The sequence below is a fragment of the Dyadobacter diqingensis genome, from assembly GCF_024220585.1.
Lineage (GTDB): Bacteria > Bacteroidota > Bacteroidia > Cytophagales > Spirosomataceae > Dyadobacter > Dyadobacter diqingensis.
On sequence record NZ_JAMXKF010000003.1, the window covers coordinates 207,352 to 229,094 of the forward strand.

At 44.1% G+C, this 21,743-nt stretch carries 19 protein-coding genes; 14 read left to right on the forward strand and 5 right to left on the reverse strand.

The window, feature by feature from the left end:
• Positions 1-20 precede the first annotated feature (20 nt).
• Positions 21-755, reverse strand: coding sequence for a copper homeostasis protein CutC (locus M1L62_RS10005; protein WP_254412899.1), 735 nt, complete (start codon positions 753-755; stop codon positions 21-23).
• Between the two features lie 318 nt (positions 756-1,073).
• On the opposite strand from M1L62_RS10005, the gene M1L62_RS10010 reads away from it, so the two are divergent.
• Positions 1,074-1,295 (forward strand): DUF2795 domain-containing protein, encoded by a 222-nt coding sequence (locus tag M1L62_RS10010; RefSeq protein WP_013927448.1) that lies wholly within the window; start codon positions 1,074-1,076, stop codon positions 1,293-1,295.
• 225 nt (positions 1,296-1,520) lie between these two features.
• Positions 1,521-2,165, forward strand: a complete 645-nt coding sequence (locus M1L62_RS10015; RefSeq protein WP_254412900.1) for an AlbA family DNA-binding domain-containing protein — start codon at positions 1,521-1,523, stop codon at positions 2,163-2,165.
• 58 nt (positions 2,166-2,223) lie between these two features.
• Here M1L62_RS10015 and M1L62_RS10020 read toward each other — a convergent pair whose 3' ends face one another.
• Both M1L62_RS10020 and M1L62_RS10025 read right to left on the reverse strand, forming a co-directional pair.
• Entirely contained in the window at positions 2,224-2,592 is a 369-nt protein-coding gene (locus M1L62_RS10020) for a DUF3127 domain-containing protein (RefSeq protein WP_254412901.1), read from the reverse strand.
• Positions 2,593-2,676: 84 nt separating this feature from the next.
• Positions 2,677-3,816 carry a cystathionine gamma-synthase gene (locus tag M1L62_RS10025; protein WP_254412902.1) on the reverse strand — a complete coding sequence of 380 codons (1,140 nt, stop codon included), beginning with the start codon at positions 3,814-3,816 and terminating at the stop codon, positions 2,677-2,679.
• Positions 3,817-3,950: 134 nt separating this feature from the next.
• Here M1L62_RS10025 and M1L62_RS10030 point away from each other — a divergent pair, with 134 nt between their 5' ends.
• From M1L62_RS10030 to M1L62_RS10075, 10 genes are all read left to right on the forward strand, one after another.
• Positions 3,951-4,628: a VTT domain-containing protein gene (locus M1L62_RS10030; RefSeq protein ID WP_254412903.1), complete on the forward strand. Its 678-nt coding sequence runs from the start codon at positions 3,951-3,953 to the stop codon at positions 4,626-4,628.
• Positions 4,629-4,763: 135 nt separating this feature from the next.
• Positions 4,764-6,356, forward strand: coding sequence for a sodium:solute symporter family protein (locus M1L62_RS10035; protein ID WP_254412904.1), 1,593 nt, complete (start codon positions 4,764-4,766; stop codon positions 6,354-6,356).
• Positions 6,357-6,479: 123 nt separating this feature from the next.
• Entirely contained in the window at positions 6,480-7,442 is a 963-nt protein-coding gene (locus tag M1L62_RS10040; protein ID WP_254412905.1) for a dihydrodipicolinate synthase family protein, read from the forward strand.
• A gap of 11 nt (positions 7,443-7,453) precedes the next feature.
• Positions 7,454-9,454 (forward strand): SUMF1/EgtB/PvdO family nonheme iron enzyme, encoded by a 2,001-nt coding sequence (locus M1L62_RS10045; protein WP_254412906.1) that lies wholly within the window; start codon positions 7,454-7,456, stop codon positions 9,452-9,454.
• 38 nt (positions 9,455-9,492) lie between these two features.
• Positions 9,493-10,032, forward strand: coding sequence for an RNA polymerase sigma factor (locus M1L62_RS10050; protein WP_254412907.1), 540 nt, complete (start codon positions 9,493-9,495; stop codon positions 10,030-10,032).
• 138 nt (positions 10,033-10,170) lie between these two features.
• Positions 10,171-10,761, forward strand: coding sequence for an RNA polymerase sigma factor (locus M1L62_RS10055; protein ID WP_254412908.1), 591 nt, complete (start codon positions 10,171-10,173; stop codon positions 10,759-10,761).
• A 146-nt stretch (positions 10,762-10,907) separates the two neighbouring features.
• The gene (locus tag M1L62_RS10060) at positions 10,908-11,996 is read left to right on the forward strand and encodes a FecR family protein (RefSeq protein WP_254412909.1); all 1,089 of its coding nucleotides are present in this window, start codon (positions 10,908-10,910) and stop codon (positions 11,994-11,996) included.
• Positions 11,997-12,147: 151 nt separating this feature from the next.
• The gene (locus M1L62_RS10065) at positions 12,148-15,786 is read left to right on the forward strand and encodes a SusC/RagA family TonB-linked outer membrane protein (RefSeq protein WP_254412910.1); all 3,639 of its coding nucleotides are present in this window, start codon (positions 12,148-12,150) and stop codon (positions 15,784-15,786) included.
• A gap of 13 nt (positions 15,787-15,799) precedes the next feature.
• Complete coding sequence (locus M1L62_RS10070) at positions 15,800-17,488, forward strand: SusD/RagB family nutrient-binding outer membrane lipoprotein (protein ID WP_254412911.1); 1,689 nt, start codon at positions 15,800-15,802, stop codon at positions 17,486-17,488.
• Between the two features lie 198 nt (positions 17,489-17,686).
• Positions 17,687-18,589 carry an AraC family transcriptional regulator gene (locus tag M1L62_RS10075; protein WP_254412912.1) on the forward strand — a complete coding sequence of 301 codons (903 nt, stop codon included), beginning with the start codon at positions 17,687-17,689 and terminating at the stop codon, positions 18,587-18,589.
• 87 nt (positions 18,590-18,676) lie between these two features.
• Here M1L62_RS10075 and M1L62_RS10080 read toward each other — a convergent pair whose 3' ends face one another.
• On the reverse strand, positions 18,677-19,111 hold the full coding sequence (locus M1L62_RS10080) for a DoxX family protein (RefSeq protein WP_254412913.1): 435 nt from the start codon (positions 19,109-19,111) through the stop codon (positions 18,677-18,679).
• Between the two features lie 108 nt (positions 19,112-19,219).
• On the reverse strand, positions 19,220-20,533 hold the full coding sequence (locus M1L62_RS10085; protein WP_254412914.1) for an MFS transporter: 1,314 nt from the start codon (positions 20,531-20,533) through the stop codon (positions 19,220-19,222).
• Between the two features lie 247 nt (positions 20,534-20,780).
• Between M1L62_RS10085 and M1L62_RS10090 the strand changes: the two genes are divergently transcribed.
• Together M1L62_RS10090 and M1L62_RS10095 are read left to right on the forward strand one after the other, a co-directional pair.
• The gene (locus tag M1L62_RS10090; protein WP_254412915.1) at positions 20,781-20,981 is read left to right on the forward strand and encodes a hypothetical protein; all 201 of its coding nucleotides are present in this window, start codon (positions 20,781-20,783) and stop codon (positions 20,979-20,981) included.
• 302 nt (positions 20,982-21,283) lie between these two features.
• The gene (locus M1L62_RS10095; RefSeq protein ID WP_254412916.1) at positions 21,284-21,658 is read left to right on the forward strand and encodes a hypothetical protein; all 375 of its coding nucleotides are present in this window, start codon (positions 21,284-21,286) and stop codon (positions 21,656-21,658) included.
• Positions 21,659-21,743 lie beyond the last annotated feature (85 nt).

Genomic DNA, 21,743 nt, shown 5'->3' on the forward strand with positions numbered 1-21,743 from the left:
AATTCCTGCTATGTATCTTGTTACTTATCCGCTACCGCCTCCACTATCGCTTCAATAAGATTTAAATCACTATATAATACTGAACGTTCGTCCGGACTTTCGCCGGCCATGGAGATATCTGCCGGGAAATATTTTTGTCGGCCGGGCCTGAACGATTTGGCCGTCAGGTGCAGCGCGTGTACACCGGCTTCTTTTAGCTCTTTCGCATTATTGTGGTTGACACCGCCCCCAGCCATAATCTCAATAGAGCTGCCTGCCGCTTTCGCCAACTGTTCCAGTGTTTTTATGCCAAGCGGTGCACTTGGTTTCTGGCCCGATGTGAGAATTCGTTCTGCGCCAGTTTCAATCACTGCTTTTAAAGCCTTAACCGGGTCGGGTGTCAGGTCGAAAGCGCGGTGAAAAGTTACTTTCATAGGAAATGAGAAATCTACGAGTGCTTTCGTACGGGCTATATCTACTTGTCCGTCAGGGAGTAAAATACCTAACACAACACCCTGTGCACCGAGTTTTTTTGCAACGGCAATATCTCTTTTCATGATTTCTTCTTCAAAAAAATCATAAACAAAATCACCGCCACGCGGACGGATCATCACAAAAACCGGAATTTGGATATGTTCCAGCACCATTTCAATAAGTCCTGCGCTGGGAGTTGTACCTCCTTCGCCAAGGCCCCCGCATAATTCAATGCGTCCTGCACCACCCACCTGGGCATTCATACAAGACTCGAGAGAATATGCACAAACTTCAATTGTCATATTTTTCTAATTCTAATGATGGGGGAATTTACAAAAGATTTTGTCTTGGAAGATATATAGGAGTTATTTCTACAAAATGCCGGCGAATTAGCGGGAACGCTTTTTGTATAACATTAGTGATATCAGAGCAAGTGGAAGAACATGAGTGAATTTGGGTAAATTTATGATATTCAAACGCTTATCCTGATTAAGAAAAATATTAAACATAAAAAACAATTATTTTCAATATTTTTTGTTTAAAATTATTAAAAGATGCAAATTTTTTTACTTTTGCAATCCTGAAAAAATTAAGTAACTATTTAATAGGCGAAAAAAATTATGTACTGGACTCTCGAACTTGCATCATACCTTGAAGATGCGCCTTGGCCAGCTACCAAAGACGAGCTGATTGACTTCGCAATTAGAACAGGCGCTCCGTTAGAAGTAGTTGAAAACCTACAAGAATTGGAAGATGATGGTCAGCCTTATGAAAGCATTGAGGAAATTTGGCCGGATTATCCGACCAAAGACGACTTCTTCTTTAATGAAGATGAATATTAAGAAAAAACGGCGCCAATAGGTGCCGTTTTTTGTTTTTTACCGGTCCCGGAAATCGTTGCGGGCATTGTTTTTAGGATTATAAAAATGGGTTTCTGGCGGAGTTAATCCGTTAATATTTTTTTAATACCGTGAAAGGAATGTATCTTGTTAACGTTATTATGAAAAGCATTTGCCAGAAGCCGAAATTGTTTTTTTCATAGTTTAAGTATCTATCCAGGCCAATTGATGGAACTACGATTGCTTAAAGAGTTGGTCAGAAGAGGCGAGGGTGATCACGTGGAATTCAAATTGAAATCTAATCACCCTGAAAAAATCGTCCGGGAACTAGTCGCTTTCGCCAATTCTGGCGGTGGAAAATTATTCGTCGGTATTGGAGACGACAGGACGATAAAAGGAGTGAAGGATTCAGATGAAGATGAATACACACTCGTCAAAGCGATAAACACCTATTGTTTCCCCAAACTTGATTACAGGCTGGAAAAAATCCCTATCGATACGGAGCGGGAAGTTTTGGTCCTGACGATCCCCAGAAGCCCAGACAAGCCGCATTATGTGGTGGATTCCTCAGGGATCCGAAAGGCTTATGTGCGTGTGGCGGACAAATCCATCCAGGCAAGCAAGGAAATGCGGGAGATTATGCGCCGTGGCCGTTTCAAGCGGGACATAAGTTTTCAGTACGGAGATAAGGAAGAGAAACTGATGAAGCTGCTGGACGAAAAGAAAACCGTTACGGTCGAATTGTTTGCAGCTACCGCCGGAATTTCCAGAAAAATGGCTTCAAATACTTTGGTGATGCTGGTACTGGCCAATGTGCTGGAGGTGCATCCGCATGAAGTGCTGGATTATTTTACAGTGGCCATGGCTTCCTGAAAACCAAAATAAAAGCGATCCGCCGCCGAACGGTGGATCGCCATATTATAATGATGTCTTAGAAAGGAAGATCGTCTGATTCGTCTTCGGTAAAAGTAGTCACCGGAGGCAAAGTGCTGTTGTTGTTTCCCGCGTTGTAAGAAGCTCCGCCACCGTTTCCTGCACCTGCTTTGTCAACTTTCCAGGCTTTTACTTCTGTGTACCAGCGATTGTTGTATTCGCGGCTTTCTACGTCAATGGATGCAGTTACAGCGTCATTCACCTGTAAGCCAGCCTGATCGATTTTATCACCCCACAATGAAATGCATACTTTTTTTGGATACTGGGAAGGGATTTCAAGAATGAATTCCTGCTTCCGCCATGTTCCGTTTTTACCCTGACCATTTACCTCAGGGAGTAAAGCGATGACAGTTCCTGTTAATTCCATGAAAAACGAATTTGTAAGTTTTGCTAAAAAATAGAGATCAAAAGTAATGGTTTTGCTTTTGGAATGCAAAAGAGAATCGAATTCTCATCCGATTGCCTGCTGCAAATCTGCGATTAAATCTGCGACATCTTCAATCCCGACACTCAGGCGGATCAATGTATCTTTTAACCCGACTTTTTCTCTTTCTTCTTTTGGAATGCTGGCGTGCGTCATGCTGGCCGGGTGCGTGCAAAGTGATTCAACGCCACCCAACGATTCTCCAAGGGAAAATACTTCCAGACTTTCCATTACTTTCACTGCTTGCTGGTAGTTATCACCTTTTAATTCAAAGGAAACAATTCCACCATACCCGCGCATTTGCCGTGAAGCCAGCTGATGGCCTTCATGGGAAGTTAGCCCGGGGTAATAAACTTTTCCAACTTTTGGATGATCTTCGAGCCACATTGAAACAACTTTCGCATTCTCGCAATGCCGCTGCATTCGTACATGCAAAGTTTTGATACCCCGTAAAACCAGGAAACAATCCTGCGGACCCGGCACCGCGCCGCTTGCATTTTGAATAAATGCCAGTTGTTTGGCAAGATCATCATCATTTACAATTAAAGCGCCCATCACGGTATCCGAATGTCCGCCCAGATATTTGGTAACAGAATGCATCACAATATCAGCACCCTGATCCAGCGGGTTTTGAAGATATGGCGAAGCAAAAGTGTTATCCACAACGCTCAGAATTCCCTCGTTTTTTGCAATTCTGGTTACGGCTTCAATATCAATGATTTTCAGCAGCGGATTGGTTGGTGTCTCCACCCAGATCATCTTTGTTTTTTCAGAAATTACTTTTTCAATGGCTGTGACATCGCTCATATCCACAAAATGAAAAACAAGACCGAACGGCTCATAAATCCTTTTCATGATCCGGTAGGTACCACCATAAATGTCATTGGTGGCGATAATTTCGTCGCCGGGACGGAACAATTTTAGTACCGCGTCCGTTGCTGCCAGGCCGGAAGCGTAACAAATGCCATGTTTCCCATTTTCCAAAGCGGCCAGGGCATTTTGCAAAGCAGTCCGCGTAGGATTATGGGTACGGGAATATTCATATCCCTTGTGTTTGCCCGGACTTTCCTGAACATAGGTGGAAGTCTGGTAAATTGGCGTCATGATAGCACCCGTCGTCGGATCGGGCTCAACACCCGCATGTATGGCTTTGGTAGCGAATTTCATAATATATATTTTGTCTTGAAACCAGTCAGCTGTGTGGTAAAAAAACCAAAGATAAGCTACCGGAAAAACCTTTTACAGAAAGATGTGGTTAATTTGATATCTGAAATGTTTGTAATGACTAAAAATATCCTCTTTTGGCAAATTTATTAGTAAAAAAACTTCCTTTACCGCTGGTTGTAAGTGTTTTACTCACTGTTGTTCCCTTAGTAACTACTTCTTTGCTTACTGCTTCTGCCATTGCGCATGAAGAAATTTTACGCGAATGGACCTACGGCACCTGGATGCTGGTTACACTGGGCCTTACTTTTACGTCTGCCATTGCGCTGACACCGCCTACTTTTCTGGCGTTGGTATTTGGATATTTTCTGGGCTGGTATGCCGTTCCTTATCTGTTTATCCTGAATCTCGGTGCGATAGGCTTCCTTTATATACTGGCTGATTTTTTCCAGGCCGAATCCATTCGTGTTTATCTCGTACAAATTTATCCTCAGATCGAATCGCTGATTAAGAAATTCCGGGCCAACCAGTTTCGTTTAATTTTCTTCGCCAAACTTTCTCCTGTTCTTCCTTTTACGATAACCAACTTATTTTTCAACGTTGTTGGTGCAAAATTGCCTCAGGTGCTTGCCGGCGGGACGTTGGGCATGATTCCAAGAACCGTTCTGGCTGTTTGGGCCGGCCGGGAAGCTCAGGAAATCCGTTACCTGCTGGAACATCCGAATGAAGGATTAGGAACCAAAATTTTGTTATTATCACTGATCGTCATTTCCTCTGTCGGGATTGGTTATTTGTTCAAAGACAAGGAAGAATAGGGGCCATTGACAGGATAACCGGGTGAAAACTTGATAGTATGATAATATCGTACAATAACAGGGTATAAAACCACATAAATACATCAAGTTAATCCTGTTTATTTGCAATTAAGTTATACTTATTAAAAAAGTAGAATGAAATCCTTGCCCGTTATCGATCTGATTATTGTTATCGCCTACCTGGTAGGGATGGTGGCTGTTGGTATTTATTTTTCAAGAAAAAATACTACCGCCGACCAGTTTACCAAAGCTTCCGGAAAAATTCCCGGCTGGGCAATTGGTATTTCTATTTATGCTACCTTTTTAAGCAGCAATACATTTCTCGGCGTGCCGGGAAAAGCTTTTGGAAGCAACTGGAATTCGTTTGTTTTTAGTTTGTCGATGCCATTGGCGGCCTGGGTTGCGACAAAGTTTTTTATCCCCTTTTACAGGAATACAGGAGCCGTTTCAGCGTATACCCATTTAGAACACCGCTTTGGCCCCTGGGCCCGGACGTATGCCGTGGTATGTTTTCTGCTGACGCAGCTGGCCAGAATGGGCTCGATATTTTTCGGAATTGCACTCAGCTTACAAGCATTGACCGGTTATCCGATGGCTACGATAATGATCGTAGTTGGTATTTGCATCGTTCTTTATACGGTAATGGGCGGCATGGAGGCGGTAATCTGGACGGAAGTGGTTCAGGGAGTCATTAAAACTGCCGGTGCGTTAATCATATTGTATCTCGTCGTTTCCGGAATGGATGGTGGTGTTTCCAGAATCATTGACATTGGAAAAGTTGACAACAAATTCAGTCTCGGAAGTTTTGCACCGGATTTTACAACATCGTCCTTTTGGGTCGTTCTTTTGTACGGTTTTTTCATGAACCTGAACAACTTCGGGATGGACCAGAATTATGTTCAGCGTTATCATACCACGTCATCCATCAAAGAAGCAGCAGGTTCGGTTTGGCTTTGCGTTTATTTATACCTGCCTGTTTCGCTGATATTTTTTGTACTCGGTTCCTGTTTGTTTGCATACTATCAAAGCAATCCGGAGTTGCTGAGTGCCGTTCAGATGCAGGTCGCGGCAGAACGTTTGCCAAACGGAACACCGGAAGCGCTTCGCACACTCGCATCGACGCTGACACCCGCAGATATTGGCGATAAGGTGATGCCGCATTTTATGGTTACGAAAGTTCCCGTAGGTCTGCTTGGATTGATCATTGCAGCAATTATGTCGGCCGCTATGAGTACTATAAGCTCCGGAATGAATGCTTCGGCGACGGTATTTATGGTTGATATTTATCAACGGTACGTTAAGACAGACATGAATTCCAAGCAATCCATGAAGCTGTTATACATTGCTACGACGGGTTTCGGACTTTTGGGAATGATCACAGGCATTGCTATGATCGGTGTAAAAAGTGTGTTGGATGTCTGGTGGTTGTTATCCGGGATTTTTGCCGGCGGTATGCTTGGGTTATTTCTCCTCGGAATTATTTCGAAAAACACCAAAAATGCAGAGGCGCTCACGGCTACCTTAATCGGGATTGTGGTGATTATCTGGATGACATTTTCAGCCAAATTGCCGGATGAATATTCGTACTTACGGAACCCGCTTCATCAGAACATGGTGATGGTAGTGGGGACACTGACTATTTTTCTTGGAGGTTTATTACTGACACGGCTAAAAGGGAAAACGATCGAAGTTGAAAAGGAAGTGGTTGCAGACGGCCATACTTCCTGAGAAAACGCTTATTTTATTCATACAGGCCGCGTTAAATGTGGCCATTGTAAACCATAGCCGGTAAATTTTACCGCCGGCAACGCATATCTGACACTATTTGATTCTTACTGACTATAAACTGGTATGACTGCTATTACTACATCTTTGCCGCAAGGATTTATTCCTGTCATGTTAACTCCCTTTCTTGAATCAGGAGAAGTTGATTATGAAGGCTTGAAAACGCTGACGGAATTTTATTTAAACGCGGGCTCTGCCGGACTTTTTGCCAACTGTTTGTCCAGCGAAATGTATGAATTGAGCGAGGAGGAGAGAATTGACGTGACCAGAACCGTGGTTGAGCAGGTGGCAGGGCGAGTGCCGGTTGTAGCCACCGGAACCTTTGGCGGTGCTATCGCAACGCAGGCAGAATTTGTAAAACGTATATATGATACCGGCGTACAGGCGGTTATTGTAATATCGGGTCTTATCGCTGCTGAGGATGAATCCGATGAGATTTTTCTTAAAAATGCGCTGGAACTTATTGCGGCCACGGGTGATATTCCACTCGGTTTTTACGAATGTCCGGTGCCTTACAAACGATTGATTCCGAGTACAATCCTTGAAAAACTGGTTGAAACCGGGAAGGTTGTTTACCATAAAGATACTTGTCTGGATCTTGATGAAGTGAAACGCAGGATTCAGGTTGCCGAAGGATATCAGTTTGGGCTTTATGATGCCTATATGGTTAATGCAGTCGCGTCATTGCAGGCAGGAGCGGCAGGACTTTCCTGTATTCAGGGGAATATTTATCCTGAACTCGTGGTCTGGATTTGCGAGCATTTCAATAACCCCGACCGCCAGGAAGAGGTGAAAAAAGTGCAGCAGTTTTTTATCGATTCCATGGATATCGTGCACACGGCTTATCCGATCATTGCCAAATACAGTTTACAAAAACGTGGTTTTCCGATCTCGACTTATACAAGAAGAGAAGTGGGAGTGCTTACCGATTCGTTAAAACTGGAAATGGATGATTTACTGACGGAGATTGAGAAGATTCAGAGTGATTTGGGGATAACGAGTATTTTTGCCCCATATCTTGTAAAATAAAATTATTAAAAATGAACTGGATTCGTATAACATTTCTGGCAGGTTTGATCACTCAGACAGCTTTTGCACAGCAGACAAATTCTCTGGGTATGAAGCTGGTGGATATTCCTGCGGGAAAGTTTTACATGGGCGCTGAGGGTGAAGGTGAAAACAAAGATGAAAATCCGGTGCATCGGGTGACGATTACAAGGCCTTTTAAAATGGCTTCAACCGAAATAACCAATGCCCAATACGAAGCTTTCGATCCTGCGCACAAAAAATTCAGAGGAAAAGACGGTTTTTCGAAGGAAGATAACGAAGCAGTCGTTTTTGTTGATTACCACGACGCCATTGCTTTTTGTACATGGTTAAGTAAAAAAGAAGGGAAAAAATATCGGCTCCCTACGGAAGCTGAATGGGAATACGCTTGCAGAGCGGGAGCAGTTACAGATTTTTCGACGGGCCGTTTTTTGTCCAAAGCACATTTGAAAAGTCAGAAAACAGACCGTGAGCCTGTAATTGTTTCGTTGAAAGTAGCCCAGGCCGAGGCTAACAAATTTGGATTATACGATCTTCACGGAAACGTAGAAGAATGGTGTTACGACTGGTACGGGAGTTATGCTGCCGGCGAGCAAAATAACCCGGTGGGTAGAATCTCCGGTTTGTATCGCGTTACCAGAGGAGGAAGTCACGGAACACCTGTGGCGTATCTGCGATCGTCCAACCGTATGGCAATGATTCCGGAGGACAAACATTTTCAGTTGGGTTTCAGGATCGTTGAAGGGGATTTGCCCGAAACAAAACCACTGCCTGTTGAGCCTACGACACTGGTTTACCAGAATATTTCGCAAAAAATGCACAGCTGGAAGAAAATTACAGACAGCAAACCGGTGTTCATGGAGCCGATCCGTTATGTGAACAAACCGGAATGTGCTGATGAAGTGCCTTTTTTCGGTCATAATCACTGTCCGGCTATTACTTGGTGCGCTAATGGGGATTTGCTGGCTGCATGGTTTTCTACGAATCAGGAGTCCGGACGTGAAATGACTATTCTGGCAAGCCGCCTGCGTGCGGGGCAGAATAACTGGGACAAACCTTCCGAGTTTTTCAGAGTCCCCGACCGGAATATGACCGGAACGTCGCTGTTTGATGATGGAAAGGGCACTTTGTATCACATGAATGGTGTGGAAACGGATGGTGACTGGAAGAATCTGGCCATGGTTTTACGCACGAGTAAGGATAACGGCGCAACGTGGAGCGCACCTTCACTGGCAGATCCTGAGCATCAGGTTCGTAACCAGGTTATTGCAGGAATGATCCAAACCAAAGAAGGCTGGCTTGTCCAGGCAGGTGATGCGGACCCGGGCCCTGTCGGTGGTACGGCCATACACATCAGCAAGGATCAGGGAAAAACCTGGGTGAATCCGTATCTGGGTAAGGAAACGCCCGACTTTAAGGAAGGGAAATCTGGGGGACTGATCGCCGGCATTCATGCAGGTGTTGTTCAGCTCAAAGACGGCAGCCTGTTTGCACTTGGAAGAAATAACAACATTGAGGCACAGGAAGGATCGGGTTTCAGGATGCCTGCCAGTATTTCAAAAGATATGGGAAAAACCTGGAGCTATTCGGCGTCGGATTTCCCGCCTGTCGCCGGCGGACAGCGTCTGATTTTATACCGGCTGAATGAAGGACCGTTACTGGTAATATCATTCACACACCATCCGGAGGAAACAGATGAACAGAAAATCGGAATGACTTTCAAAGATGCCAAAGGCAATACATACAAAGGTTACGGCATGTTTGCGGCGCTTTCTTACGACGAAGGAAAAACATGGCCTGTCAAAAAGTTATTAACGGACAAAAAAGAAAGATACCTGAACGGAGGTGCCTGGACCGGCGCTTTTGAAATGGATTCGACACACGCAGAACCAAGGGGATATCTGGCACTGACGCAGTCGCCCGACAATCTTATTCATTTGATAAGCAGTAGCATACATTATCGTTTTAACCTGAATTGGTTAACGTCTGAGTGAAATCTGATGATTGTTATAAATCCTTACTTCCTAATCCTATGAACTTTCCTAATGAACAAATCCTTTACCGCGTAACCCAGGGAGACGAAGCTGCATTTTCCCAGTTGTACACGCATTTCCGTTCGCCGGCGCTCAAATTTTGCACGACTTTACTCAAAGACGAGGAAGAGGCCGAAAATATTACTCAGGATGTATTTGCCAAAATATGGGACCGCCGAGTCCAGATCAAGCCGGAGCACAGTTTTCAGGCTTATCTGTTTGTGAGTTTGCGGAACCAGATTTTTGATCAGTTCAAAAAATTTGAGAAGGACCAGCTGCTCAGAAAACAATACGTGGATCGGATGACGATCATGAACGACGAGGACAGTGATGACAAAGAAGCGCGGATCCAGTTTCTTCAGGTTGCGGTTGACTGTCTTTCCGAAAAACGTCGCCAGATACTGAAACTAAACATTGAGGAAGGGAAGTCTTACAAAGAGATTGCCACGTACCTGAACATTTCTACCAACACGGTTAAAAACCAACTGATCAAGGCAAAAGAAATATTACGCCGGCAGTCACGCATCGCGATTTCATAATTAACAATTTTATAACAGCTTTTACGCCTGATAACCTCTTTTTTAGAGGTTAATTTACATCGGGTGACAAAATTTGCCCGATTTTATTAAATATGGTTATTTGAATAATAATTATAAATAAAATTTCAATTTAAAACGGTGAAAGCTACGGGTTCAGATGTGCTTTTGTGGAATGCCTTCCGGGAAGGTAACAGGGAAGCGTATGCTGGTATCTATAAGCTTTACATTGAAGATCTGCTGAGTTATGGGTACCGGGTAACGTCCAACCGGCAGTTGATCAAAGACAGTATACAGGATCTTTTTTTACACCTCTGGCTGCATCGCGAAAATCTCTCGGAGACCGATTCTATCAAATTTTACCTTTTTCGCGCGCTCCGAAACCGGATTTTACGAAATATTGAAAAGTCGGATATCCTGCCGCAGACGGCCGATAGTATTCTGGAAAATATCATCGAAGATTTTTCTTTCGAGCAGGAGCTCATGGCACAGGAAACCGAAGTTCAGCAAATAGGGCGTTTACAAAAAGCGATCAATAAACTTTCAAAAAGGCAGCAGGAGGTTATTCAGCTGCGGTATCATAATGATTTCAGTCTGGAAGAAATTGAAAATCTGATGCAGCTTAATAACCAGTCTGTCAGAAACCTTCTTCACCGGGCCATCAGCCAGCTTCGTATTTCATTTGAAATGGCGGGCTGGTTTTTGCTGCTAATAACTTCTTTTACACGTTAAAACCGACTTTCATATTTTACCGGATCATGCCTTTTAAATCACTTACAGCTGATTTTGAGGCAGTGGTAATTTTTTGAGAAAATTTTTAACAAAAGTTGAGTACAAAACGATAACACTCCGATTTAGGGGTCAGATAAGCGATGGTTATGTTTGAAAAATACGCCGGATATTCAGTTGAGGATTTTGTGAAGGACGAAAAGTTCATCGCCTGGGTGAAGTTTTCTCATCCCGAAGAAGATCTTTTTTGGTCGGATTTTATACAAAACTATCCGGGTCAGCAGGAAACGATTATACACGCCCGTCAGATTGTGACACACCTGAGCGAGGCTTCCCGTATGCCTGTGGATCAGAACGACGTGAGCGAAATATGGTCAAAACTGGAATCGGCTTTGGCGGAAGAAGGTGAAAATACCGGTCGCGTATTGACTATAAACTGGAAAAAATGGGTCGCAGCAGCCTCCGTTATTCTGCTTTCCGCTTTGATCTGGTGGAATTATCCATCAACAAGCGATCAGCCGCAGGTATATGCAAGATTGATTGAACAGGCTGAAAACCCGTTGAAAGAAGTGATCAATACGACTTCCGGAACCATCAGCGTGATCTTGCCCGATGGCAGTACGGTAAAGTTGGAAAAAGCCAGCCGGCTAAGCTATGACCGCGATTTTACGGGAAAACAGCGGGAAGTTTTTTTGTCGGGAGCCGCTTTTTTTAATGTGACCAAAAATCCTGAAAAACCTTTTATAGTGTATGCCAATGAGTTGGTGACAAAGGTGCTGGGGACAAGTTTTACCATCAACGCTTTTGAAGAAAACAAAAAGGTAACCGTTTCGGTCCGTACAGGGCGGGTATCGGTTTTTAAAAATACAGATTTAACACGTTTGGATGCTGATCATAAGGGAATTATTCTGATCCCCAATCAGCAGGCGGCTTTTACGAAAGAGGATGAAACGCTGGTACGGTCACTGGTTGAAGCCCCGCAAGTGGTTGTTTCACAGCAGGAATTGCGTGACCTGACCTTCACCAATGCGCCTTTACCCGATATTTTTGAAGCCCTTGAGAAAGCCTACGGTGTTGAAATCGTGTTTGACAAAGCACTTTTGTCGAATTGCCGTCTGACAACTTCCCTTGGCAATGAAACATTATTTGAACGACTGGATATCATCTGCGAAGCGTTGGAGGCGAGTTATAAAGTGGTGGACGCGCAGATCATGATTGATGGCAAAAAGTGTAATTAACAATTCCGGACCCATAAAACTCTTGATATGAATAAACCCAGCTCTTTACATTATTCCCCGATTTAAGGTCTCCTCTGAGGTTCTCAGAAAACACCATTCCCACCAGCGGATAAAGGATTGTTATTGCTTTTCTTAAACCCATTCGAAGCAAATGAAAAAAGATCTACGTTTTCCCAAAATCCTCTATCACCTCATGAAACTTTCGTTGGCACAGGCCTGCGTTGCGGTGATTTTTGCTACTGTTGCAGTTGCACGTCCGGCAGATACACAGGATCTGCTCAATAAAAAAGTCAGTATTAAAGTTGAAAACCAAAATGTCATTTCGATTTTAAACAGTCTGGAAAAACAGGCTGATGTGAAATTTACATACCGGCCGAAGCTGGTTTCTTCCGTAAAAAAATATTCTCTGGAGGTTACCAATGAGCGTTTGGCTGATGTGCTTGATAACCTGCTGATTCCGTTGAAAATCCGGTACCGCATTATGGGCAAACAAATTGTGCTGGCACCTATGCCGGTTTCAACGGATGTTTTAGATAAACAAAATTCGGGACCTTCCGAAACGGGGCATCTGATTCAAAAGGTCAGAGGCAAAGTGGTTTCTTCGCGGGATGGCGTAGCAATGCCGGGTGTGAACGTACTTTTGAAAGGTTCTCAGACGGGTACGACAACCGATGCTGCCGGAAATTATTCCATTGATGTTCCGGAAGAAAGCTCAATCCTCACTTTTTCATACATCGGTTTTACCAGCCAGGATTTTGTCGTTGGGAAACAAACGGTCATCAATGTAAATCTTGAAGAAAGTACGGAAACCCTTAAAGAGGCGGTTGTGACGGCGCTAGGTATTAAAAGAGAGAAACGTTCACTGGGTTATTCGGTGGGAAATGTGGAAGGAACGGCGTTAACGCAAACTCCCCAGAATAATGTTCTGAATGCGCTTTCTGGAAAAGTGGCGGGCGTACAAATTTCACAAATGGGCGGTGGTGTAGGTTCTTCGGTGAGTATGATCATCCGGGGTGCAAGTTCGTTGAATGGAGACAACCAACCGCTTTTTGTCATTGACGGTGTTCCGGTTGCAAACAAGCTGGGTAACGGATTTGGCGGAGCCGACATGGGGAACCCGATTTCTGATATCAACCCGAACGATATCGCCAACGTATCCATTTTGAAAGGTGCCAGCGCAGCTGCCTTGTACGGTTCCAGAGCGGGTAATGGTGTGGTGCTGATCACGACGAAGTCGGGAGCGGCCGGGAAAAAGGGTATTGGTGTTTCACTGAATTCGTCCGTGGTGTTTGATATCCCGATGCAATATATTCAGGTGCAAAATAAATTTGGTTCGGGCAAAACAGGTGCGCATGTTTTGGAAGAACAGGAAAATGAAAGCTGGGGGGCTGCATTGGATAAAGGTGAAATGTGGGCACAATGGAATACCAGCGGTGTAAAAACGCCTCTGGTTTCGCAGCCTGACCGTTTCAAGGATTTTTTTCAGACGGGTGTCACCAATACCAACAACATTGCGGTGAATGGCAATTATGATAAAGGTAATTTCAGGCTGTCGGCTGGGAATATGACCAATAAAGGTATCATCCCGACGATGGACCTTTCGCGGTTGACACTCGCGTTGAATACAACCTACAACATCACCAGCAAATTTCGGGCAACATTTAATCTGAATATCACCGAATCGGGTTCAGATAACAGGCCAATGATCGATGCATCCCGAAATGACCCTGTCAGAAGTATTTATGAAACCGGAGCTCAGGTAAACATCAACGACCTGCGGGACTATTGGCTGCCGGGGCAGGAGGGGATTGCCCAGCGGAAATACAAGGACAAGCAGAACAACCCATTTTATCTCATCCACGAAAACCCGACGAGTTTTAAGCGAGACAGAACGGTAAGTAAAATTCAGCTGGATTACGATATCAACAATGATTTTTCAATTACCGGCCGTTATGCGCGAGATGCTTACAATGAGATTTTTGAAGCGAAAAAGGCATTTAATAACTTCGAGTATGTTAACGGCGCGTACAACGTAAAGAATACCTACACGAAGGAAACCAACCTTGACCTGATTATCGCATACAAGAAAAATTTTGGAGAACACTGGAGTCTGAATGCCATGGCCGGAGGTAACCGTCTTGAACAATATGCCCGTTCGCTGGAAAATAACGCCGGTTCATTGGTTGTGCCGGGTTTGTATAACATTGCCAATGGTGCTCCCGGAACTGTTACTTATTCCAGCGGTCTGACACGCAAATTGTTGTATGGCGCATACGGATCGGCCTCTCTGGGTTTCAGGGATATGGTTTATCTGGATTTGACTGCGCGTAACGACTGGACCAGTACACTCCCGAAAGGAAATAACTCGTATTTCTATCCTTCGGCGTCGCTGAGCGTTTTGATTTCTGAAATGGTAACATTGCCAGGCTGGATGAGCTTTGCAAAAGTGAGGGCGGGATATGCGCAGGTTGGTAACGACGTCGCGCCTTACAACCTGATCCAGACCTATGCAACGGCGGCGGACTGGGGTACTGCCAAAAGAATGTTTATGGCAGGTACCTTGAAAAATTCTAACCTTAAACCCGAAATCGCGACGTCGATGGAGGTTGGTTTTGATGTGAAATTCCTGAAAAACCGTCTTGGACTGGAAGCGACTTATTACGACAGAAAAAATAAAAACCAGATTCTGGGTATAACCGTACCATCGGAATCGGGAGCAACCAGCAAGCTTATTAATGCTGGTCTGGTGCAAAGCAAGGGATTTGAAATCGGTATCGTAACGACACCTGTTAAAACCGAAAATCTTACTTTTGACCTGAATGTGACGCTGAGCCGTAACCGGGCATACATCCGGGAATTAGCAGACGGGATATCCTATTTTTCAACCAACGAAAGCGGTGGTGCCATGGTTCGGACCTATGCCGGAGGACAAATCGGTGACATTTACATGCAGCCTATGCTGACGGTAGATGACCCCAATTCACCTTATTACAAATATCCGATCGTAACAGCAGGCGGACTTTATCAGACGAATACTGACATTAACAAGATTGTCAAGATAGGCAACTTCAACCACAATATCCTGATGGGTATTCAGCCTTCGGTGACCTATAAGAACTTTACTTTGTTCGCGAATATCGACTGGCGCCAGGGAGGCTCTTTTTATTCCAATACGATGATGTTCCTGGGAAATAATGGCCAACGGGAGGAAACATTAACGGGGGTGGCCTATGATCCGTCAAGAAGCCTGTCTGATCAGATCAAGGAAAATCCTGATAAATATCTGGGCAACTGGGTAGGCGGGAGAAATGCAGACTACCATGGATTTGCATGGCCTGAGGGGAGCACGGAATCAAAAGTGAGAGTTCAGGATGCGAGCTTGAATCCGGGAGTTTTTGCTACAAAAAATGCTGCCGGGGAAACGGTGTATACCGAAAATCTGGGAGGAGCGGGAAGTAAGTGGCTGGATCCGTTCAGCGCGTATCGTTATGCCAACCGTCCGTTCCCGAGCCGGAATATGTACAGTGCCACGTATGTCAAACTTCGCGAAGTGTCGCTTACCTATCGTTTGCCAAAATCATTTGTCAACAGGTTTAAAATACAAAATGCTTCTGTTGCCGTTGTTGGTAACAACTTGTTTATGTGGACAAAAGCGGGGATTAAAGGATTTGATCCGGAAAAGGCTTTCCAGCAAAACAGTACAACGGGGAGTTGGACACAGGGTATAGAGTATTATAACATCTTGCCTTACACCGGCTCGTTAGGATTTAAATTGAATGTTGATTTTTAAATTGAGAGACAATATGAAAGCTATAAAATCGATATACTTCACGCTTTTGGCGACACTTTGTCTTTTCATGACTTCGTGTGAGGATTTGACTGAGGTTAATAATAATCCCAACGCGCCGGAAAATGTTTCGTCAAATTATATCCTGACCTACGTGCTGACCAATACTGGGAAGATCGTGTATACACTAGGGAGGGATGGGTCGAAAATCGGGGCGACGATGCAGTACATGCAGGCGGGTACCAACGAAGGAGCCGCCATCATCAACCAGTATGCCTGGGTTCAGGAAGGCTGGATAAGTGCTTCCGGTGCAGGAGTTTTTGACGTGCTGCGAAATAATAAACTGATTTACGACAATGGCGTACGCGATAACAACCGCTTTTTTCAGGCGATCTCGTTGACATTGAAATCTGCCATTTTTGGACTGATGACGGATTTGTACGGTGACATTCCTTATTCGGAGGCGCTAAATGCAGCATCCGGGAAGTATTTCCCAAAATATGACGCGCAGGCGGAGATTTACAAAGGCATACTGACGGATCTGAAAGAAGCAAACACATTGTTAGGCAGTTTGGAAGCGAAAGACGCGATCAGTGCGACGGCCGATGTTATGTACAAAGGTGATGCGGCCAAATGGAAAAAATTTGCCAACGCTTTACGTCTTCGTTATGCACTTCGGCTGGCAGATAAAAAGGCGGAAATGAGTGCGCTGGGTGTGAATATCGAAACGGAATTTAAGGATGCCAGTGCAGCTGCTTTTGCAAGTAATGGTGACAATGCCGTGATGGCGTTTATTGGAACCACTGCCGATAACTCCTCTCCGGGCGGTCTTCTGAATGCTGCCAATCCAAACTATTTATTGAAACCGGGGAAAACGTTGGTTGACAAACTGATCAATCTTAAAGATCCAAGACTGGAACGCTGGGCGCAGCCTGTTCAGCGAAAATGGGATGCCAAGGTTACAGCCACCACGACCAAAACCGTGACGAATATGTTTGGGGAAACTTTCTCGGTGGTATATGTGCCGGCAACCGCGACCAGTGCCGATACGTCGCTGTACGTCGGGCTTCCCATTGGTATGTCAATCACTTCGGCCATAGCGTACAACAAGGGAAGTGATGGTGCCACATATCCGAATGAACGTAATCCATACATTTCTTATATCCACGACCGTTATCGCAAGAACACGGATCCATACGCAACGATGGATCTTATGACGTATGACGAGGTTGAATTTATCCTTGCTGAGGCAGCTCTACTGGGTGGTTTTGGCGCAAGTGACGCTGAGGGACACTACAAAAAAGCAATTAAGGCCTCCATGGAAAAAGCCGGGGTGTTTACCGCAACGACCTTTAATTTCGATACTTATTATGCGCAGCCTTCCGTTGCTTACACCGATGCTGCCAATAAGCAGGAACGGATTATCGAGCAAAAGTGGATTTCGTCGTGGTTTGGTGTTCAGTCCTGGTTTGACTGGCGCCGTACTGGTTTCCCTGCTTTAAAAACAGGGGCAGTAGCACAATATGGTCCTGCTTTGCCGCTACGTTACATGTACCCTACGGCAAATGTCGATCCAAATTATCTGGTCAATTACAATGCGGCGATTGCTAAATTAATACCAACAAATTATGTTCCGGCTGGTCAAAGCAAGGATCACCACTATTCAAAAATTTGGCTGATCCAGGGAACTTCCAAGCCATATTAAAAGAGAGCCATCGGTTATGGGCTTTCAGCGATCGGCTTGATGACGGAAATCAGATTAAGGTTGATTGTTGATAGCCGACAACCGATGGCCAAAAAGTTACTTTTAAATTGTTCTGTGGATAGAAACAATAGCGTTAGTACTTATTAAGTTGAAAACAGTAGGATACTTGACAGTCTTGTCCTGATTCAATTTAATAATATGAAACCGCATTTTCACAAGGTTCCGATAAAATCACAAAACTCGTTCAGCATCAGGCATGAGCGGGAATCGAGTTTTGGTACGGTCTGGCATTATCATCCGGAGCTGGAACTGCATTATCTGATCAAAGGAAATGGTGTACGGTTTATCGGGGATAATATCAGTAATTTTTCGGATGGCGAGCTGATCCTTCTTGGTGAAAACCTGCCGCATACCTGGAGGGTTGAAGGAGGGATGGGCAGTTCTGCGGTCGAAGTTATTATTATTCATTTTTTGCCTGATTGTCTGGGTGGGGATCTGCTGAATCTGCCCGAAGCTTACCTGATTCCCAAATTGTATGAAAAGGCCAAAAAGGGGCTTGTCATCAACGGTGAGGCAAAAGAGCAGGTCATTGCACTGATGCGCTCAACCGTGAATGCCCAGAATCTTGACAGATTAATTGCCCTGCTGTCGATTTTGAAAATCCTGGCCGAAACCAGTGAAACGGAAACGATCACCTCGGCCCATGCTTTTTATAAGTCCAATGATTCGGAAACGCTTCGGCTGAACAAAGTTTATGCTTATACCTTATCCAATTATAAAAATCCGATTTCGTTGCAGGATGTTGCCGCCATCGCAAATCTTGGCATCACGTCATTTTGCCGTTATTTCAAATTAATGACGAAAAAGACTTATAACGATTTTCTTGTCGAAATCCGGGTCAGCCATGCATGCCGTTTCCTGATCGAAGACAGCCTCACGATAGAAGTGATCTGCTTTGAATGTGGTTTTAACAATATTTCAAACTTCTACCGGCATTTTAAAAAAGTGACGGATATGACTCCACTTGAATACAAAAGGAAATATTTATTCAAGGCTTTGCCGGAAGCAAAAAGGCCGCATGAAATGTCGAAAGCTTTATAAAAAACAGCACAGCAATTAAACCGGTTATTTTCATTAACCATGGAGTAATTGCTGTACTGCTGATGGAGATTTGTAACGTTGAATATTTTAATTATCGTGATTCTTCATCCATTCGTCCATCGAAAATTTACCGGATCCGATGACTGTGAAAGTAAGAACCAATATGAGCGTTATCATGGATAACCATAACTCTGAATTGAAATAAGAAAAACCTGTTCTGAGGTTGACAAAAAATACGGCGGTAATCAGGATTGGGATTTGAAAAATGGCAGATATTCTGGTCAGGCATCCCAGCGCGATCAAAAACCCACCAAAAATGTGTGCAAAAGCCACGTAATGGACAGCCATAACCGAGTATAAGTGGAAATCCATGTTGCTGATCAGGTGAGACAGCCGCGTGGTATCGCTGATGAAACTTATACCTTTGACAAAAAGCAGCACGCCCAACCCTATGCGTACTACATCCATCCAGGCAGGGTGATGTGTATCTCCCCAACGCTCAATTCGGTGTATCATGTCCATAACTCTCAGAATGTTTTGGTTTCCAGAAAGTTATAAAATTAAAAAGGCGATGTCAATAGATAAATTATCTTTTTAATTGGAATAGTACATTTCTTATAGCAAGGGCCATTAATGTTCAATCAGAGAGGTATGTTTTGTATCCTTCATGCTTATGTATACGGTAAGAGAAAGGAAAATGCAGGCTGTAACATACCAGTAATAATAATTTTCGTGGCCAATATTTTTGAACCAAAGTGCCAGATATTCAGCTGTTCCGCCAAAAATAGCAACGGTTAAAGAATAGGGGAGCCCAACGCCCAAAGCACGGACTTCGACCGGAAATAATTCGGCTTTCACAACGGCATTGATGGAAGTATATCCGCTTACAATCAGTAATGCAGCCATGAGCAAACCGAAAGCTCCCCACATGGTGGAGGTATGGCTCAAAGTTGTCAGCAGGGGAATCGTGCAAAGCGTACCCAGGACACCGAAGCCGATTAAAAGCGGCCGGCGCCCTACCTTATCACTCAGTGCACCAAAAACAGGCTGTAACAAGGCGAAAATCAGCAAGGAACAGAAAGTCAGCGTGGTGGACTGGCCTTTGGTTAAACCCACGGTATTGACCAGGAACTTTTGCATGTAGGTGGTATAGGTGTAAAAAGCGAGTGTCCCGCCCAGCGTTAGTCCTACGACCACTGCGATTGCTTTGGGGTGTTTAAGCAATTCGGTCATGGAGCCTTCCTTTTTGGCAGGAGAAGTATTTTTATTTTGGAAAGCGTCCGTTTCATGCAGATTACTCCGAAGGTAAAGCGCGATCAGTGAAAGTGCGGCTCCGATAACGAACGGAATACGCCACCCCCAGGCATGCATTTCCTGTTCCGTCAGGAAGATTCTTTGCAAGATAAGTTGTAATCCCAACGCGATTAATTGTCCACCGATCAGCGTTACATATTGGAAACTCGAATAAAATCCACGTCTTTCTTTGGTGGCCACTTCACTCAAATAAGTGGCCGAGGTACCATATTCGCCACCAACGCTCAGCCCTTGTAATAATCTCGCCACCAAAAGTAAAACAGGCGCCGCGATGCCGATGGTGCCATAACCAGGCAGAAATGCAATCAGCAATGAGCCAAAAGACATTAGTAACACAGATAATGTCATAGCTTCCTTGCGGCCTTTTGTATCTGCAATTTTTCCAAAAAGATAACCACCGATCGGGCGCATTAAGAATCCCACGGCAAAAATTCCGGCTGTGTTGATAAGCTGAACGGTTGGGTTGGAATCCGGGAAAAAACTTCCGGCAAAATATAACGAGAAAGCGGAATAAGCATACCAGTCATACCATTCTACCAAATTACCGATGGATCCGCCCATGATGGCTTTCAGGCGCCAGTTGGTGTCATTTTTGTGCATAACCGATTCGGGAGTACTTGTTTTCAGCATCTACGTTAAGGTTTTCAGGAAGAAAAAGGAGTCCTTTAAAGATAGAAGATTTTATGGACAGGTTTACCGAACGTTTTGAAAATGTTACTATTGCAGCGAGATAGTTGTCTGATATAGAAAACTTCTATGTTGTTGCTATGTTGTTCGGGTTTGTTTACTTTTCAAAACCGTCGCGGACGGTGTTTTAATTTTAGTGCGTAGTGTTTACCGGAACAGTACGTACTACAGACTCACACTTAACTTGATCATGAAAATATTTGCCAACAAGAAAATCAGGAGTATCTCAATTGTGCTGACCATTATCCACGCGCTGGCGCTCATGTTTACGCCCGGCGGATCGTGGAGTAGCAATCCAAAAGAAATCGGATTCTGGATCGCGATTTTTAGCGCTGTTACCAGCACCATTGTGCTGAATGTAGTTTTTTTAAAATTTCCTGATAAGGGCTAATCTCGATTTGCAATCGGGGTTAGTTTGATTTAGCGTTTGAAACGCTGGATAGAAAAAACGATAAAATCTTGTGTTTGTAACACCTTGAAATGTTTTGATCAAGGAAGTCGCTGAATATGTAATAATTAATAGATTTGTGTTACAGTCGTTGCTCGTAGTTTGAAAACTCGGCATGACTGATATTTTACATGATCCGGCTTTGTTTTGCTTTGGAGACCGTCACAGACGGTATTTTATTTTTTAGTTCGCAGTGTTCTGGCGAACACTACGAACAACGAACACAGCTAAAAATCCAACTAATCATGAAACACACATTATTATTGCTCATTTGTCTTACATTAATTCTCTCTTGTTCGAAAGGAGATAAACGGGAATCCACTCCGGAGCCCACGAATGAGTTGATTGGTACAACCTGGAAGTGGGTGTACCGGCAAGAAAGCAACAGAGATATTTACTCCACAATTAAATTCAGGGACGGGATTGAGCTGGAAGTTTCAAGTAATGATAATGCCGAAGGGACGGAAAAAGTGACCCAGGTTTATCAATATAGCTATAACGAAACTTCAAAGACGGTAACCTACGCGCTAAACGAGCGGCCATTTTGTGAAGGTGTTGTTTCAGGAGATTCCTTGAAAGTTACCTGTAGTATTCAACGGGTTTTTAAGAAAGTTTTGTAATGTACCGCGCGAGCAGCTACTAGAAATTAACCGTTTCTTATCCTAGATTCCAGTTATCGAAGTGACATAATTTGATCTTTCCGCA